Origin of the sequence: Thauera sp. 27 (genome assembly GCF_000310125.2) — a bacterium.
In the GTDB taxonomy this organism is placed as follows: domain Bacteria; phylum Pseudomonadota; class Gammaproteobacteria; order Burkholderiales; family Rhodocyclaceae; genus Thauera; species Thauera mechernichensis.
Map to the genome: position 1 here is coordinate 16,335 of NZ_AMXB01000047.1, position 15,547 is coordinate 31,881.

General features: G+C 70.3%; 16 protein-coding genes. 12 read left to right on the forward strand and 4 right to left on the reverse strand.

All coding sequences use genetic code 11. The features are described 5' to 3' along the window. Positions 1-7: 7 nt before the first annotated feature. Positions 8-430, reverse strand: a complete 423-nt coding sequence (locus B447_RS19005) for a c-type cytochrome (protein ID WP_002923410.1) — start codon at positions 428-430, stop codon at positions 8-10. Between the two features lie 191 nt (positions 431-621). Next, positions 622-2,460 carry a methanol/ethanol family PQQ-dependent dehydrogenase gene (locus B447_RS19010; protein WP_002944322.1) on the reverse strand — a complete coding sequence of 613 codons (1,839 nt, stop codon included), beginning with the start codon at positions 2,458-2,460 and terminating at the stop codon, positions 622-624. Between the two features lie 427 nt (positions 2,461-2,887). Between B447_RS19010 and B447_RS19015 the strand changes: the two genes are divergently transcribed. From B447_RS19015 to fae, 7 genes are all read left to right on the forward strand, one after another. Next, positions 2,888-4,081, forward strand: coding sequence for an ATP-grasp domain-containing protein (locus B447_RS19015; RefSeq protein ID WP_002944324.1), 1,194 nt, complete (start codon positions 2,888-2,890; stop codon positions 4,079-4,081). Then, positions 4,078-4,989 (forward strand): triphosphoribosyl-dephospho-CoA synthase, encoded by a 912-nt coding sequence (locus tag B447_RS19020; RefSeq protein ID WP_002944325.1) that lies wholly within the window; start codon positions 4,078-4,080, stop codon positions 4,987-4,989. The genes B447_RS19015 and B447_RS19020 overlap by 4 nt, the downstream gene beginning before the upstream one ends. 73 nt (positions 4,990-5,062) lie before the next feature. Further along, entirely contained in the window at positions 5,063-6,112 is a 1,050-nt protein-coding gene (locus B447_RS19025) for a beta-ribofuranosylaminobenzene 5'-phosphate synthase family protein (RefSeq protein ID WP_002944327.1), read from the forward strand. A gap of 80 nt (positions 6,113-6,192) precedes the next feature. Further along, entirely contained in the window at positions 6,193-7,098 is a 906-nt protein-coding gene (locus B447_RS19030) for an NAD(P)-dependent methylenetetrahydromethanopterin dehydrogenase (protein ID WP_002944329.1), read from the forward strand. Positions 7,099-7,111: 13 nt separating this feature from the next. Next, complete coding sequence (mch, locus tag B447_RS19035) at positions 7,112-8,116, forward strand: methenyltetrahydromethanopterin cyclohydrolase (RefSeq protein WP_002944331.1); 1,005 nt, start codon at positions 7,112-7,114, stop codon at positions 8,114-8,116. 1 nt (position 8,117) lies between these two features. Then, positions 8,118-9,077, forward strand: a complete 960-nt coding sequence (locus tag B447_RS19040; RefSeq protein WP_002944337.1) for an ATP-grasp domain-containing protein — start codon at positions 8,118-8,120, stop codon at positions 9,075-9,077. Between the two features lie 197 nt (positions 9,078-9,274). Next, positions 9,275-9,784 (forward strand): formaldehyde-activating enzyme, encoded by a 510-nt coding sequence (fae, locus tag B447_RS19045; protein WP_002923426.1) that lies wholly within the window; start codon positions 9,275-9,277, stop codon positions 9,782-9,784. 89 nt (positions 9,785-9,873) lie between these two features. Here fae and B447_RS19050 read toward each other — a convergent pair whose 3' ends face one another. Next, the gene (locus B447_RS19050) at positions 9,874-10,395 is read right to left on the reverse strand and encodes a dihydroneopterin aldolase (protein ID WP_002944341.1); all 522 of its coding nucleotides are present in this window, start codon (positions 10,393-10,395) and stop codon (positions 9,874-9,876) included. A 267-nt stretch (positions 10,396-10,662) separates the two neighbouring features. On the opposite strand from B447_RS19050, the gene B447_RS19055 reads away from it, so the two are divergent. Genes B447_RS19055 through B447_RS19075 form a run of 5 tightly spaced genes read left to right on the forward strand, consistent with a single transcriptional unit; the run spans position 10,663 to position 14,964 of the window. After that, positions 10,663-11,319 (forward strand): flavoprotein, encoded by a 657-nt coding sequence (locus B447_RS19055; protein ID WP_002944343.1) that lies wholly within the window; start codon positions 10,663-10,665, stop codon positions 11,317-11,319. Next, the gene (locus B447_RS19060) at positions 11,298-12,725 is read left to right on the forward strand and encodes a DUF6513 domain-containing protein (RefSeq protein WP_002944349.1); all 1,428 of its coding nucleotides are present in this window, start codon (positions 11,298-11,300) and stop codon (positions 12,723-12,725) included. The genes B447_RS19055 and B447_RS19060 overlap by 22 nt, the downstream gene beginning before the upstream one ends. Further along, positions 12,722-13,303 carry a DUF447 domain-containing protein gene (locus B447_RS19065; protein ID WP_002944350.1) on the forward strand — a complete coding sequence of 194 codons (582 nt, stop codon included), beginning with the start codon at positions 12,722-12,724 and terminating at the stop codon, positions 13,301-13,303. The genes B447_RS19060 and B447_RS19065 overlap by 4 nt, the downstream gene beginning before the upstream one ends. A 1-nt stretch (position 13,304) precedes the next feature. Next, the gene (locus B447_RS19070; RefSeq protein ID WP_002944352.1) at positions 13,305-14,057 is read left to right on the forward strand and encodes a (5-formylfuran-3-yl)methyl phosphate synthase; all 753 of its coding nucleotides are present in this window, start codon (positions 13,305-13,307) and stop codon (positions 14,055-14,057) included. Positions 14,058-14,064: 7 nt separating this feature from the next. After that, the gene (locus B447_RS19075) at positions 14,065-14,964 is read left to right on the forward strand and encodes a trypsin-like serine peptidase (RefSeq protein ID WP_002944354.1); all 900 of its coding nucleotides are present in this window, start codon (positions 14,065-14,067) and stop codon (positions 14,962-14,964) included. A 41-nt stretch (positions 14,965-15,005) separates the two neighbouring features. Here B447_RS19075 and B447_RS19080 read toward each other — a convergent pair whose 3' ends face one another. Next, positions 15,006-15,545 carry a hypothetical protein gene (locus tag B447_RS19080; RefSeq protein WP_002944358.1) on the reverse strand — a complete coding sequence of 180 codons (540 nt, stop codon included), beginning with the start codon at positions 15,543-15,545 and terminating at the stop codon, positions 15,006-15,008. Positions 15,546-15,547: the final 2 nt, after the last annotated feature.

Genomic DNA, 15,547 nt, shown 5'->3' on the forward strand with positions numbered 1-15,547 from the left:
CGTCGGCTCATTCGATTGCGCTCACTCGCGCGCGGGTTATGGCACCGTCCGAGCGCCCCTTGAGGTAGGCATAGAGGTGGTCGATGTTGTCCATCACGCGCTGGTCGCTGCCAAAGCTCTGCATGCCCTTGTCCAGGCGACCGTCGCGCACGACGGTGACGAACTCGTCCCTGCTCAGCGTCTTCAGGCTTTCGATCAGCGAGGGGCCAACCATGCCTTCCTGGTTGGCGCCGTGGCAGCGGTCGCAGGCGGCAGCTCGCCAGGTACGGAAACCCTGCAAGGTGTCGGCATCCACCTTGTAGCCGTCTACCACGGTGTACAGGGGCTTGTCGGACGCGCTGCTCTTGGCCGCGGCCCGGGCGTCCTCCGCCTGGGTCGCGGAACCGAAGCAGAGCAGGGCGAATGCAATGGCGAACTGCCTGTGTCTCATGACTCCTCCTCCATCCGGGCTCGATGCGGCCCGTCGGTCTCGATCGGCGGGCTCGATCACGCCGCCTTGTCTTTGTGTTGTCTGATCCCTTGTGCGGCCCGGGGTTCATGGCCCGGGGGCGGAGATCGAAACGGCCTGTTGCAGGGAGGGCTGGCCGGTGGCCCGTGCTGCGGCCACCGGTGCCCGCGCCATCAACGATTGGGCAGTGCGAAGATCGTCAGCGAGCCGCCGAGCTGGGTGTAGTTCTGCAGGTCGCGGTAGCCGCCCACTGCGCCCAGGCCATCGGTGTCCTGCTCCAGCCCTGCCGCCATGCCGATGCCGGCCCAGCCGCCGATACCCGAGAACACGCCCAGGTATTGCTTGCCCTTGTGCAGGTAGGTGAACACGTTGCCGATGATGCCCGAGGGCGTCTTGAAGCTGTACAGCTCCTTGTTGATGTCCTTGGCATCAACACACTTCAGGTGGCCTTCAAGGGTGCCGAAGCAGGAGATGCCGCCAGCCGTGTTGAGCGAACCGCTCCATACCGAGAACTTCTCGGGCTTGGACTGCACGATCTTGCCTTCGCCCGCATCCCAGGCGATGAAGTTGCCCATGCCGCCATGGCTGTTGGGTGTCGGGAACATCGACAGCGTGGCGCCGACATAGGGCTGGCCGGCGACGTACTCGACCTCGAAGGGCTCGTAGTCCATGCACACATGGTTGGTCGGCACGTAGAACAGGCCGGTATTGGGGTCGAAGGAGGCCGGTTGCTGGTCCTTGGTGCCGAGCGCGGCCGGGCAGATGCCCTTCACGTTCACGTCGGGGCCGTGGTTCGGGTTGGTGAACTTCGAGGTGGAGTACTGGGCGACGACTTGCGGCCGGCCGGTCTTCATATCGACATGCGAGGCCCAGTTCACCGTCGGGTCGTACTTCTCGGCCACCAGCAGTGCGCCATTGGTGCGGTCCATGGTGTAGGCGAAGCCGTTGCGGTCGAAGTGCACCAGCGCCTTGGTGTCCTTGCCCTTGACCTTGATGTCGGCGAGGATCATCTCATTGACGCCGTCGTAGTCCCACTCGTCATGCGGCGTCATCTGGTAGACCCACTTGGCGACACCGGTGTCGAGGTCGCGGGCGAAGATGGTCATCGTCCACTTGTTGTCACCCGGGCGCTGCGAGGGGTTCCAGGTCGAGGGGTTGCCGGTGCCGGAGTAGACCAGATTGAGTTCGGGGTCGTAGCTGAACCAGCCCCAGGTGGTGCCGCCGCCGATCTTCCACTGGTCGCCCTGCCAGGTCTTGAGCGAGGAGTCCTTGCCAACCGGCTTGAGCTCGCCGTCCGTCCAGGTCATGGTCTTGTCGGGGTCGATCAGCATTTCGGCATCGGGGCCTACGCTGTAGCCCTTCCACACCTGCTTGCCGGTGTTGATGTCGTAGGCCGCGAGGAAGCCGCGCACACCCCATTCGCCACCCGAGATGCCGGTGATCACCTTGTCGCCGAAGACGTGCGGGGCGTTGGTGTTGACTGCGCCGAGCTTCGGATCGCCGTTGACCACGCTCCACAGCACCTTGCCGTCCTTGGCGTCGAGCGCGACCAGGGTGCTGTCGGCCTGCTGCAGGAAGATCTTGCCTTCGGCGTAGGCCAGGCCGCGATACACGGTGTCACAGCACATCTGCGCGATCACCGACGGATCCTGGCGCGGCTCGTGGCGCCAGACGATCTTCTGGGTGTCGAGATCGATCGCAAACACCTTGTTGGGGAAGGGCGTGTGGATGTACATCATGCCGTCGATGACGAGCGGCGAGCCTTCGTGGCCGCGCAGCACGCCGGTGGAGAAGGTCCACGCGACCTGCATGTCGCCCACGTTGTCCTTGTTGATCTGGTCCAGCTTGCTGTAGCGCTGGTTGTAGAAGTCGCCGGCCTGGGCCGCCCAGTTGCCCGGATTGTCGATCTTGGCCTTGAGGTCGGCATTCGCTGACGCGAGCCCCGGAAGTGCGAGCAATACGGCGGCCAGAAGCTGCATGTTGCGACGGGCGGGATTCCCGGTCTGTTTCATTTTTGTCTCCTCACTATTCAACGCTGAGTTGTATTGCCACACGAAACGCACTGCACCTCGCCGCGGCTCACGAGGACTACCGTGGCCTGCCTCCATCGCTGGTGGTCGTGGCCGTGAAACTGGTTCTGCCAATGCAAAGGCTGTGCCATCCACGCCGAAGCACCGCCTGTACGGGCCGGGAGGGCCCTGCAGCGCGCCATTCGCCGGCAAGCATGGGGTCCGTCGGCAGATCTCCGGCAACCAGGGCGGTGGGTGGGCGGCGTGCGCGCCGGAGAGGGCGTGGCGCTGCTGAGGGCGCCTGCTTAAATATGGGGCAGGTGCTACTTTTTGGGACATCCGGCAGCCGTTGCCAGGGCGCGTGGCGGGCTGCGCAGGCCCGACTGCAGGGCGGTGGCGTGCCGGTGGCGAACTGGCACAGAATGCCGCGATGATTCCGCGCACCGATGCCCCCACGATCGCCCTTGCGGCGTATTCCGCCCGCAGCCTCGCCGCCTGCGCGCGCGCGAGCGGCTTCCGAGCGATCGCCCTCGACCTGTTCGGCGACCAGGACACGCTTGCGCTCGCCGACGCCTGGTACGCCATCGGTGGCGACGGGCTGGCGATCGATGCCGACCGCCTGCTGGCTGCGCTGCACCGGCTGCGCGCGCGCGGTGTGCTGGGCTGGGTGGCGGGCAGCGGCTTCGAGGCGCACGGCGAACTCCTGCAGGCGGCCTCGGCAGTGCTGCCGCTGATCGGCAACGGCGCCGAGCTTGTGCGGCGCGTGCGCACGCCGGCCACGTTCTTCGCGGTGCTGGCCGAGCTGGGAATCGCCCACCCGCCTTCGCAGACCGCGCCGCCCGCACGGCTCAGCGGCTGGCTGCTGAAGGATGCGCACGCCTGCGGCGGCTGGCACATCGAACGCCTGGCGCAGCGGGTGGGGGCACCCGTGCGCCCTGGGCCGGGCCTCCATTACCAGCGCGAGCTGCGCGGCGAGGCGTACTCCGCGCTCTTTCTCGCCGATGGGCGCGAGGCTTGCGTCCTCGGCATCGCCCGCCAGATCGTCCGGGCGCTGGGGCGGCGGCCTTTCGTGTACCGGGGCGGTGTCGGCCCGGTCGCCCTGCCGCAGTCCGTCGAGCAGGCCGTGCAGCGGGCGGTATCACTGCTGGCCGGGGCGTTCGCGCTGCGTGGGCTCAACGGTATCGATTTCATCGTCGATGGCGAGGGCGGCATGCAGGTGCTGGAGCTCAACCCGCGCCCGACCGCGGCGGTCAGTCTGTTCCACGACGCCGTCGAGGGCGGGCTCCTGCGCGCCCATGTCGAGGCCAGCGCTGGCCGCTTGGTCCGGCCCGGCGCGCGCGGGTTGCCCGTACGGGGTTTCGAGACCGTTTTTGCACGCCAGCCGGGGCGGGTGGGAGCCGCGCTGGGGCGCGCCCTGCTCGACCGTGCCTGGGTGTGCGACGTGCCGCCCGCCGGTCGCAGGCATGCGCGCGGTGATCCGGTATGCACCGTGCTTGCACAGGGGCCGTCCGCCGAGGCCGTCCTGCGCGCGCTGGACAGCCGCCGCTGCGCGCTGCTCGAGGCCCTGGACACGGGCGTGCTGCGCACCATCGGTGCCGACACATTGGAGGGAGACGCGCGATGAACGCGATGCAGGCGGCCTTCCTGTGGGCGTGCGGGCTCGATGTTGCGGTGCGCAAGCCTGGCAACGTCAGCTTCGCCTCCGGCGGGCATGACATGGTGGCGCAGCAGTTCCTCACCAGCGCCAGGGTTTCCGCGCCGGCCTTGTGCGAGCCCGGGGCTGCGCCCGGCGCCAGGCTCGAGGCGGCGGTGGCGGCCACGCGCGCGGCAGTGGGCTGCAACACCAACCTCGGGATCCTCCTGCTGGCCATGCCGCTGGTGTGTGCGGCCGAGCGTGCCCGCGCGCGCAGCTGCCGCAGTCTGCGCAGCGCGCTGCAGGGCTGCCTGCAGGCGCTCGACCTCGCCGACGCGGCAGCCGCGTACCGTGCGATCGCGCTCGCCAATCCGGGCGGGCTGGGGGCGGCAGACGAGGAGGACGTGTCGCGGCCGCCGACGGTGGGCTTGCGCGCCGCCATGGCCTTGGCCGCCGACCGCGACCTCATCGCACGACAGTACGCCGAGGACTACCGGCTGGTGTTCGAGTTCGGCCTGGATGCCTTTCAGGCGCCCGTGGCCGCGACCCTGGCGCAGCGCGTGCAGGCGGTCTACCTGGCCTGGCTGGCCACGCACCCGGACTCCCACCTGCGGCGCAAGTTCGGCGACGCCGTCGCCGAGCAGGTGCGTCGCGAGGCTGTGCCCTGGCAGGCGCGCCTGGCGCGCGATCCCACCGCGGCCGAGGCGGCGGACTTTGCGCGCTGGGATGCGTCGCTCAAGGCGCGCGGCCTCAACCCCGGCACGAGTGCCGACCTGACGGTGTGCACCCTGTTCGTGGCTGCGCTGCTGCAACCGTCGTGGATCGATTGCGGGGTCGACTGCCGGGCCGATGGTTGTGGCGATGGCCGTGACGATGACGTATGGAACGATGCTTGCTAAACAGCACGGGTCGGCACCGTCTGCCGCTGTCGTTCACCGTCATCGTTCATCGTCACCGGGCCCTTCAAAGACCATGAGCTTCCTTCGTTCCGCAGCAGCGTCCACGCGCCACCACGCGCGCAGCGTGACTGTCGATGCGCCGGCGCGTCTCCACCTGGGTTTTCTCGACCCCAATGGCAGTCTCGGGCGCCGCTTCGCCAGCCTGGGGCTGGTCATCGAGGGCTTCGAGGCCCGGCTTGCGGTCAGCGCGGCGGCGCGCAACGCAGTCGAGATCGGAGCGGGCCTGGGCACGGTGCCGGGGCAGGACGAGAACCTCGAACGCATCGCCCGCTACCTCGATCTGCTGCAGCGCGAGACCGGACTGGACACGCCCTTGAGCCTGCGCCTGAATGCCGCACCGCCGCCGCACTCTGGCTTCGGCTCCGGCACCCAGCTTGCGCTCGCGGTGGGCCGGGCCTTCTGCACCTGGCATGGCCTCGAGGTGCCGACCCGCCGGCTGGCCGCGATCCTCGGGCGCGGCAAGCGCTCGGGCGTCGGCATTGCCGGTTTCGATCGCGGCGGGCTGCTGCTCGATGGCGGCCCGGGGGCGGACGGCAGCGCCGCGCCCTTGCTCGCGCATGCCACGTTCCCCGCCGAGTGGACGGTCATGCTGGTGCTGGACGAGCGCATGGACGGCTTGTGCGGCGCTGCCGAACGGGTCGCAATGGATGCGCTGGCGCCTTTCCCGCGCGCGCTCGCCGCCGATCTCAGTCACCAGGTGCTGATGCGGGTGCTGCCGGCAGTGATCGAGCGCGATTTCGAACCCTTCGCCGCGGGCGTCAGCCACGTCCAGCGCCTCATCGGCGACTACTTTGCCCCGGCCCAGGGCGGATCGATGTACACCAGCGCGGCCGTCGGGCACATGCTCGAGTGGTTGCGCGGCATCGAGGCGGCCGCGATCGGCCAGAGTTCGTGGGGGCCCACCGGCTTCGCAATCCTGCGCTCGCGGGCGGTGGCCGAGCGTGTGCTGGCGGCGGCGCGCGCGGCCGGTGTGCTCGACCCCGCGCTGCGCGTGGTGCTTACCACGGCGAACAATCGAGGTGCGCGCGTCGGGCTTGGTGCGCCTGCGCTGCAACGCGCCTGAGGGTGCCGCGCGGGCTTCCGGGTCGCCGGCGTGCCGGCGCAGACGATCATTCATCCCCACCCCAGGCGAGGAGGGCTCTCATGGAGCGCAGCTACATCCTTCACATGTTCACCCCGGGCAAGCAGATGAGCCCGTTCGACATCAACATGGCGGTCGATGCCGGCTACCAGGTGGTCGTGCCCTACTGCGGGGTCAGTCTCGACGAGATCACCGGCCTCACCCAGGACGCGATCTTCTCGCGCGGCCCCAAGGGCGTGAAGGCCACCGGCATCTTCATCGGCGGGCGCGACGTCATGCTCGCCGCCGACATGCTGGCGCGGGCGCGCAAGGCCATGGTGCCGCCCTTCGAGGTGTCGGTGATCGCCGATCCGAGCGGCGCCTACACCACCGCGGCGGCGCTGGTGGCCTGCGTGGAGCGGCAGCTGGGCGTGGCGCACGGCACCGACCTCACCGGCAAGCGGGTGCTGATCCTGGGCGGCACGGGCACGGTCGGGCGTATTGCCGGCGTGCTCGCCGCCGGGCTCGGTGCGCAGGTCACGCTCGCCAGCCATCGCGACCAGGCCAACGCCGAGCGTGCTGCGGCCGAGACCGCGCAGCGCTTTGGCTGCAGCCTGCGCGGCGCGGGTACGGGGGACGAGGCCAGCCGGCGCGCAGCGCTCGCCGAGGCCGACGTGGTGCTGGCAACGGCCGCTGCCGGGGTGCAGGTGATGAGCGCGGACGACCGTGCCCGTGCCGCCGGGCTGCTGGTGGCGGCCGACGTCAACGCCGTACCGCCCGAGGGCATCGCAGGCGTGGGCGTGATGGACAACGGCAAGCCGATCGCGGGTATGCGCGCGGTCGGCATCGGCGCGCTGGCCGTGGGCAACGTCAAGTACCAGGTCGAGAACGGCCTGCTGGTGGCCATGCGCAATGCCGACAAGCCGCTCTACCTCGGCTTTGCCGAGGCCTTCGACAAGGCGCGCGAGATCCTCGCCGCCAAGGGCTGATACGGGAGGCAGGATGAGCGAAGGACATGCACACGCGGGCGGCGCCTCCAGCCTGAGCGTCAACCGGCTCGCCGCCCCCGCGCTGGCCCGCCTGCTGGAGGATGCGGACGCGCTCGGTGTCGGCGTGGCGCGCCTGGACAATGGCGTCACCCTGGTCGATGGCGGTATCGCGACGCGCGGCAGCGTGGCCGCCGGCCTGCTCATCGGCGAGATCTGCATGGGCGGCCTTGGCGAGGTCCGGCTGTGTGCGCGCACGGAGGCGCAGTGGTCGGGCTGGCTCGAGGTGTCGAGCGCGCAGCCGGTGCTGGCCTGCCTGGCAAGCCAGTACGCGGGCTGGAGCCTGGCGGCGAGCAAGGAGGAGGCGGGCGGGCGCAAGTTCTTCGCGCTCGGCTCGGGTCCGGCGCGAGCGCTGGCCTGCCGCGAAGCGCTGTTTGCCGAGCTCGGCTATCGCGACCACGCCGAGGCAGGCGTGCTGGTGCTGGAGGTCGACCGCCCGCCGCCCGCGGTGGTGATCGACAAGATCCTGCGCGACTGCGCACTCCCACCCGCCGCGCTGACGGTGGTGCTGACGCCCACCACCAGCCTGGCCGGCACCACCCAGGTGGTCGCGCGCGTGCTGGAGGTGGCGATGCACAAGGCGCACGAGCTCGGCTTTGCACTCGCCGACGTGGTTGACGGCCATGCCAGCGCGCCGCTGCCGGTGCCCAGCCCCGACGCCGGTGTGGCGATGGGGCGCACCAACGACGCCATCCTCTATGGCGGGCGCGTGCACCTCAAGGTCAGGGGCGGCGACGAGGCCGCGCAGGCGCTCGCGCAGCGCCTGCCGTCGTCCAACTCGCGTGATTACGGGCGCTCGTTCGCCGACATCTTTCGCGACTACGAGTACGACTTCTACAAGATCGACCCGGCGCTGTTCGCGCCTGCCGAGGTGTGGGTGAGCAACCTCGACAGCGGCCGCAGCTGGCACGCCGGCGGGGTGGACATGGCCTTGCTGCGCAGCCTGTGGCTGGAGCCCTGACATGACCGAGCGCCGCGTCGCCATCTTCACCGACGAGACCGGCTGGCACACGCGCCGGCTGCGCCAGGCGTTGGCGCGGCGGGGTTTCGAGGGGCGCTGCGTCGATCTCGCGGCGTGCCGCTTCGACACCGCAGCCTCGCCCCACGGCGTGCTCATCCCCGGCTTCGGCAAGGCCTTGCCATGCGCCGCGATCGTGCGTGGCATCGCCGGCGGCAGCCTGGAACAGATCACCAAGCGCCTGGGCATCCTGCATGCGCTGCGCGAGCTGGGTGTGCCGGTGTACAACGATGCACGCGCCATCGAGCGCAGCGTCGACAAGGCGATGACCAGCTTCCTGCTCCATCGCGCCGGGGTCGCGACCCCGCCGGCCTGGGCGGTGGAGGACGAAGCCCAGGCAAGACGCATCCTGGTGCGCGAGGCGGCAGCCGGCCACGGCCTGGTGGTGAAGCCGATGTTCGGCTCGCAGGGCAAGGGCGTGCTGCGCGTGGGAGCGGTCGACGGTGGTTTCGTGGCCCTGCCGCCGCTGGCTGAGCTGGCCGGGCTTGCCTACCTGCAACGCTTCGTACCGCAGGCCGAGTCGCCGCAGGCGCCCGGTTTCGACTGGCGCGTGCTGGTGATCGGCGGGCAGGCGCGCGCGGCGATGAAGCGCGTCAGCGCCCATTGGGTGCGCAACGTGGCGCGCGGCGCGCGCTGCCAAGCCTGCGCGCTCGAGCCCGGCCTGGCGGCGCTGGCCGAGGCTGCCGCCGCCGCGTTGGGCATGGACTATGCCGGCGTGGATCTCGTGCCCGATGCCGCTGCCGCGTCCGGGGCGCAGGTCATCGAGGTCAATGGCGTGGCCGCATGGCGTGGCCTGCAGCGGGTGACGGCGTTCGACATCGCGCAGGCGCTGGTGGACGATCTGCTCGCTCGCCGGCTCGGTGTGGGGCTTGATCAGGGCGTGGCACAGGTGTGTCATTTTTGATCAGGTGTATCGCGCTTTCGCAGGCGCCTGAACACACGGCACCTCATCCTCGCCGCGCCGGTGCCGGTTTGCGATGTGCATGCGAGCTGGCACGGAATCTGTATTGAAAGGGGCGATGCCCGGGTCCGCACCCGCTCCCGGACAGATGGCGTCCCCCCCGGGATTGCCAGACCACCACATCGAATGGAGACACAAGAATGGCAAAGATCGATCGCATGCTCGTGGGGGAGTCCCTGGTCGGTGACGGGAACGAGGTCGCGCACATCGACCTCATCCTCGGACCGCGGGGAAGCGCGGCCGAAACGGCTTTCGCCACTGCGCTGACGAACAACAAGGATGGCTTCACGTCGCTGCTCGCCGTCGTCGCGCCCAACCTGCTGTGCAAGCCGGCGACGGTGATGTTCAACAAGGTCACCATCAAGGGCGCCAAGCAGGCGGTGCAGATGTTCGGCCCCGCCCAGCGTGCCGTGGCCATGGCGGTCGCCGACAGTGTCGAGGACGGCACCATCCCGGCGGACGAGGCCGACAACCTGTTCGTCTGCGTCGGCGTCTTCATCCACTGGCTGGCCGAGGACGACAAGAAGATCCAGGACTACAACTACCAGGCCACGCGCGAGGCCATCAAGCGCGCGGTGAACGGCGAGCCGTCAGCCGCCGAGATGCTGGCAAAGAAGGGCAGTTCTGCCCACCCCTTCGCCGCCAACTGAGCCAGGCGCCTGCGTCAGCAGGCTGCTGCCGGCAGGAAAAAAAGGCCGAAGCGCTCGCTTCGGCCTTTTTGCTGCTTCGCGCCCGGGCTTCAGCCGCGCTCGCCCGGCACCATGCCGGCGCCGAGCAGGCTCAGCACTTCGGCCGGGCCGCGGCGTTCCGACGCGGACGGTGGCTGCCGGCGGCGGCGTTCGATCATCACCCCCACGCTGTCCACGTCCTCGAACTTGCGCGGCTTGGTGACGCGGACGCGCACCCAGTGGGCGCCGAAACGGCCGAGCAGCAGGCTGGCCACGGCCTCGGCGAAGGCTTCGAGCAGGCGGTAGCGGTGGTTCGCCATCATCTCGCACAGCGCGCTGCGCACCTCGCTGTAGTCGATGGTGTCGCCGATGTGGTCGGTGTCGCAGGCCAGGCTGCGCGGCAGGCCGGCGGCGAGGTCAATGCGCACGGGCTGGGTGTCGTGCAGCTCGTCGTGGTGGATGCCGATCACCGTCTGGCCCAGGAAGCCGTCGATGAAGATGATGTCGAGGCTTGCGGCGACCGGGTCGTGCATCGAGTGGGTGTGCAGGTTGAGGGTGTCGGACATCGGGCTGGGGTTGGGCTGTGGGGTCAAGGCCGGGGTCTCCATGCGAGGGCGCGAGCAGTGCGGGGCGTGACGAGGCCGCCAGGGCGGTTCGACCACCACTCAAGCGAAAAGCGCGCCATCGGTGGGGGCCGTCCTGCTGCCTTGCCCGTCCTTGCCGTGGCTATAATCGATCAGGCCATGCAGCGCGCCGTGCGTGGCGAGGCGGGCATGCTAGTTGCTGAAGAGCATCCATCACGAGAACATTCGAGACACGCGGCCTGAGTCCTGCCGCGCGCGCCCCAACCGGACCCTTCGATGTCCCACGCCGAAACCCATACCGCGCATCCGCTGCCTGGCGATCTCGACGAGCAGGATTACAGGCTGCCGACGGGCGGCACCGCAGGCGACATTGCACGCCGCAGCCGCTTCGCCTGGGCGCTCACCGGCTCCGGCCACTACCTGCAGGAATGCATCGCGCTCGCCCTGCGCCTGCCGGCGGTCGATCTCTTCCTGTCGGCGGCGGCCGAGGAAGTACTGCCGCTCTACGACTTCCGTATCGCCGAGCTGCGCGAGCGCTGCCGCGTGTTCCGCGACAAGACGGCCAGCTCGGTACCGGTCGGCATGCTCTACGACGACGTCTATCACACCGTGATCGTCGCCCCGGCGACCAGCAACACGGTCGCCAAGTGCGCCTTCGGCATATCCGACACGCTGCCCACCAACATCTTCGCCCAGGCCGGCAAGCTGGAGATCCCCGGCATCGTGCTGGCCTGCGACATGAAGCCGGTGGTCGTCACCAAGGCCCCGCGCGAATGGGTCGAGCTCAAGCCGCGCAACATCGAACTGGAGAACGTCGAGCGCCTGCGCCGCATCGACTTCTGCGAAGTGGTCGAATCCCCCGATGAACTCGAGCAGCGCCTGCAGCGCCGCCTCGACGAGCTGGCACTGACATGGAACGCATCCTCTTCCTGACCGGCCGGCTCGCCCACCACAGCCTGGAAAAGGTGCTCGCCGGCATGGCCCCCGCGCCCTTCGAATGGGAGGTGCGCGAACTCGGCCTGCAGGTCGCCGGGCTGATGACGGCCGACATGATCCAGCGCCGCCTGCACGACGTCGCCGGCTTCGACCGCGTGCTGGTGCCCGGGCGCTGCCGCGGCGACCTCGTCGCGCTCGGTGCCCGTCTCGGCGTGCCGGTCGAGCGCGGGCCGGAGGAGCTCAAGGACTTGCCGCGCCACTTCAACCGCGCGGCGCGCGCGGTCGATCTGTCGCGCTACGACACGCGCATCTTCGCCGAGATCGTCGAGGCCCCCCAGCTCGGCGTGGACGGGGTGCTGGCGAGGGCGCGTGAGCTGCGCGCCTGCGGCGCCGACGTGATCGACCTCGGCTGCCTGCCCGAGACGCCTTTTCCGCACCTTGAGGACTGCGTCGCCGCCCTCAAGGCCGAGGGCTTCGCGGTGTCGGTCGACTCGCTCAACCCGCAGGAACTGCTGCGTGGCGGGCGTGCCGGCGCCGACTACCTGCTGAGCCTGTCGCTCGACAGCCTGTGGATTGCCGACGAGGTCGCCTCGACCCCGGTCATCATCCCGCGCGAGCCGTCCGACGAGGCCTCGCTGCATGCCGCGGTGGAGACCATGCTGCGGCGCGGGCGGCCCTTTCTCGCCGATGCCATTCTCGATCCCATCCCCTTCGGCCTGCTCGCCTCGCTGTGCCGCTACCAGCGCCTGCGCGAGCGCTATCCCGAGCTGGCGATCATGATGGGCGTGGGCAACGTCACCGAGCTTACCGAGGCCGACACCAGCGGCATCAACGCGGTTCTGTTCGGTATCGCCGCCGAGCTCGGCGTAGCGGCCGTGCTCACCACCGAGGTGAGCGGCCATGCGCGGCGCGCAGTGCGCGAGGCCGACGTTGCGCGCCGCGTCATGCATGCCGCGCGCGAGACCCGCAGCCTGCCCAAGGGCTTGTCCGACGCGCTCATGACGGTGCATGACAAGCGCCCCTTTCCCGACAGCCCGGACGAGATTGCCGAGACGGCTGCAGCGGTGCGCGACCCGAGCTTCCGCGTGCAGGTCTCGGCGCAAGGCCTGCACGTCTACAACCGCGACGGCCACCACGTCGCCGCCGACCCTTTCGCGCTGTGGCCGAAGCTGGGGCTGGAGGACGACGGTGGCCACGCCTTTTACATGGGGGTGGAGCTGGCGCGTGCGGAGATCGCCTGGTCGCTCGGCAAGCGCTACACCCAGGACCAGCCGCTGGCCTGGGGCTGCGCGGTCGAGCGCGCCGCCGAAGACCTGCTCGCCTGGTGTGCCCCCGCATCCACCAAGACCCGGCGCGCGCCTGCGCAGCGGCCGGAAAGCGTTGAGGACAAGCCGCAAACATGATCTTCGAAACCGTGGTCAGTACCCTGTCGCCCGAGGGCGAGGTGCATCTGGCGCCGATGGGCGTGCGTTACGAGGGGGAGGGCGAGGAGGCGGTGGTGGCGCTGATGCCGTTCAAGCCCTCGCGCACGCTCGACAACATCCTCGCCACCCGCTGCGCGGTGCTCAACCTGACGACCGATGTGCGTGTGTTCGCCGGCTGCGTCACTGGCCGCCGCGAATGGCCTACGGTGGCGCTCGAGGGCTTCGCCGGCCGTCGCCTGGAGGGCGCGCTCGCCCACGTCGAGCTCGAACTGCGCGGCGACCAGGACGACGCCCTGCGCCCCACGCTGCGCATGCGGCGCGGCCGCGAGGTGCAGCACGCCGGTTTTCCCGGCTTCAACCGGGCCCAGGCGGCGGTGATCGAGGGCGCGGTGCTGGTCAGCCGGCTCGGCATGCTGCCGCGCAGCAAGGTCGAGACCGAAATGGAGTACCTGCAGATCGCCATCGACAAGACCGCCGGGCCGCGCGAGCAGACGGCCTGGGACTGGCTCTATGCCGCGGTCGAGCGCTACTACGCCGAGAACCCGGAGGCCGTGTGACATGCGCATGCTGGTGAGCGTGCGCGACGTCGCCGAGGCGCGCGAGGCGCTGCAGGCCGGGGTCGATTTCGTCGACTTGAAGGAGCCGTCCGCGGGCGCGCTCGGTGGCCTGGCCTTGCCGCTGATCCGCGAGCTTGTGGCTGCGCTGCGGGCGGGCGAGGGGGGCCTTGATGCACGCGCGCGGCCGTTGATCAGCGCCACCATCGGCGACCTGCCGGTCGCGGCCCGCGCGGACATCCTGGCGCGCGCGCGCGCAGTCGGTGCGTGCGGGGTCGATCTGGTCAAGGTCGGCGTGCCCGGCCGTGGCGAAGCGGCGTGTGGGCTGCTGGCAGCGCTGGCCACACTGCCGCTGGCGATCGTGCCGGTGCTGATCGCCGACGACGGGCTGGACGCGGCGGTGATCGACGCCGCCTGTGTGCCGCCTTTTGCCGCGGTGATGGCCGACACCCAGGTGAAGCACGCCGGCAGCCTGCTCGACCTGCTCGGCGCCGAAGCCCTTGGCGCCTTCATCGATCGCGCCCATGGCGCGGGGCGGATGGTGGGCTTGGCCGGCGCCCTGCGCGCCGCCGACCTTGCGCCACTGGCGCGGCTGGGGCCGGACTTCGCCGGCTTTCGCAGCGCAGTGTGCGAGGGGCGCCGCGAGGGCCGGCTCGATCCGCGGCGCCTGCGCGCGCTGCGCGCGGCGATCGACGGCCTGGCCACGCAGGTGGCCGCAGAGCCAGCGCGTACGGCCGCGGAAGCGCCCGCCGTGTGAGCCTGCAATGAGCGCGCGACCTGGCTCCGACTGCGCGCCCGTGTACGCCTGGCGTGTGCTTGGCCTGCCGGTCGTGCTGCTGTGCATGATGCTTTTCGCAGGCGCGGCGGCTGCCAACGTCTTCGTTGCCGACCGCCGCGCTTACCGCCCCGCCGACCAGCCGCTGCTGCGCTCGGTAGGCATCGTGGTCAATGCAGGCCGGCAGGTCGGCAGCGCCTTCCTGGTCGGCGAATGCCACGCGGTGACGACCTTCCATTCGGCCTTCTTCCGTGACGCGCAGGCGGCCTCGAGCGAGGAGCCCATCGGCGTACCCAATGGCGTGCCCGATGACGTGCCCGATGACGTTCCGCATCGCGGACATGCGCTCGCCTTCCACATCGGCCCCGATCCCGAGCGGCCGGGCGTGTTCCGCCACCGCAGCGTGGCGCGCGTGGTCGACTTCGGCAACTACCATCCGGCCGCCCCGCGCGGCATGACCGGCGACTGGGCCATCCTCCAGCTCGACGACTGCCTCGGCCGCGAATATGGCTTCCTGCCCACCCTGCGGCCGACCTCTGCCGACTATCTGCCGCAGGGCCCGTTGATGACGATCAGCTTCCCGTATTCGGGCGGAAAGCGGGCGGGCGTAGCGGTCGAGGAGGGCTGCCGGGCACGCGACAGCGGCCCGGTGATTGGCCTGATCGCGGTCGACTGCGCTTTCGAGGCCGGCATGTCGGGCGGACCGGTGCTCGAGAAGCAAGGTGACGGCCAATGGCGGGTGGTGGGCATCATGCAGCTGCGTTTCAGCCCGGTGAAGCGCGTGCTGCCTGCCTTCGAGTACCGCCACCGCAACCAGATGGTGCATGCCGTGGCCTTCTTCCGGGCGCTCGAGCGCGTGCTCGCGCAGCGCGCCGGGCGGCCGCACTAAGGCGCAAGCGCGCAAGGCGCGCGCTTGCGCGCGGCGGCTGCTCAGCCGAGGGCGCGGTCGAACTCGGTGCGGTTCAGCACCCGGCAGTCGATGCCTGCGCGCGCGCACTGTTCGGCGTAGGCGGGAAAGGCGCGGTCGACGATGCCGGCGGCGGCGAGTTCGGCCGGCGTGGCGCCTGCCGGCAGCGCGCAAGCCTTCACCAGCACGAGTTCGCTGGCGCCCAGGCGCAGCGCCAGCCAGGCCGCCAGGCTGTCGCTGGTCACGTCCCAGCTGGTGAGCGCATCGGCCGCGTCGCGCTGCAGGTCCAGCGCCAGCCAGATCGTGGCACGGCCTGCGGCCAGGGGGGCGTGCATGCCGGCCACCGACGCGGCGAGCGCCAGTCGCGGCTCGATGCCATGCAGCAGATGAGCGCACTGTGCCATGCCGAGTACCGCCATGTTGTGCGCGGCCACGTCATCCACCTGCCAGTGTGCCTGCGCGGCGCGCGCGGCATCGGCAAAGGCGCCGCCGCCGGGCACGACGGCGGTGCCTCCGGCGCGGGCGATGCGGCCCAGCCAGGCCGGCAGCAGCGGGTCGCGCAGCA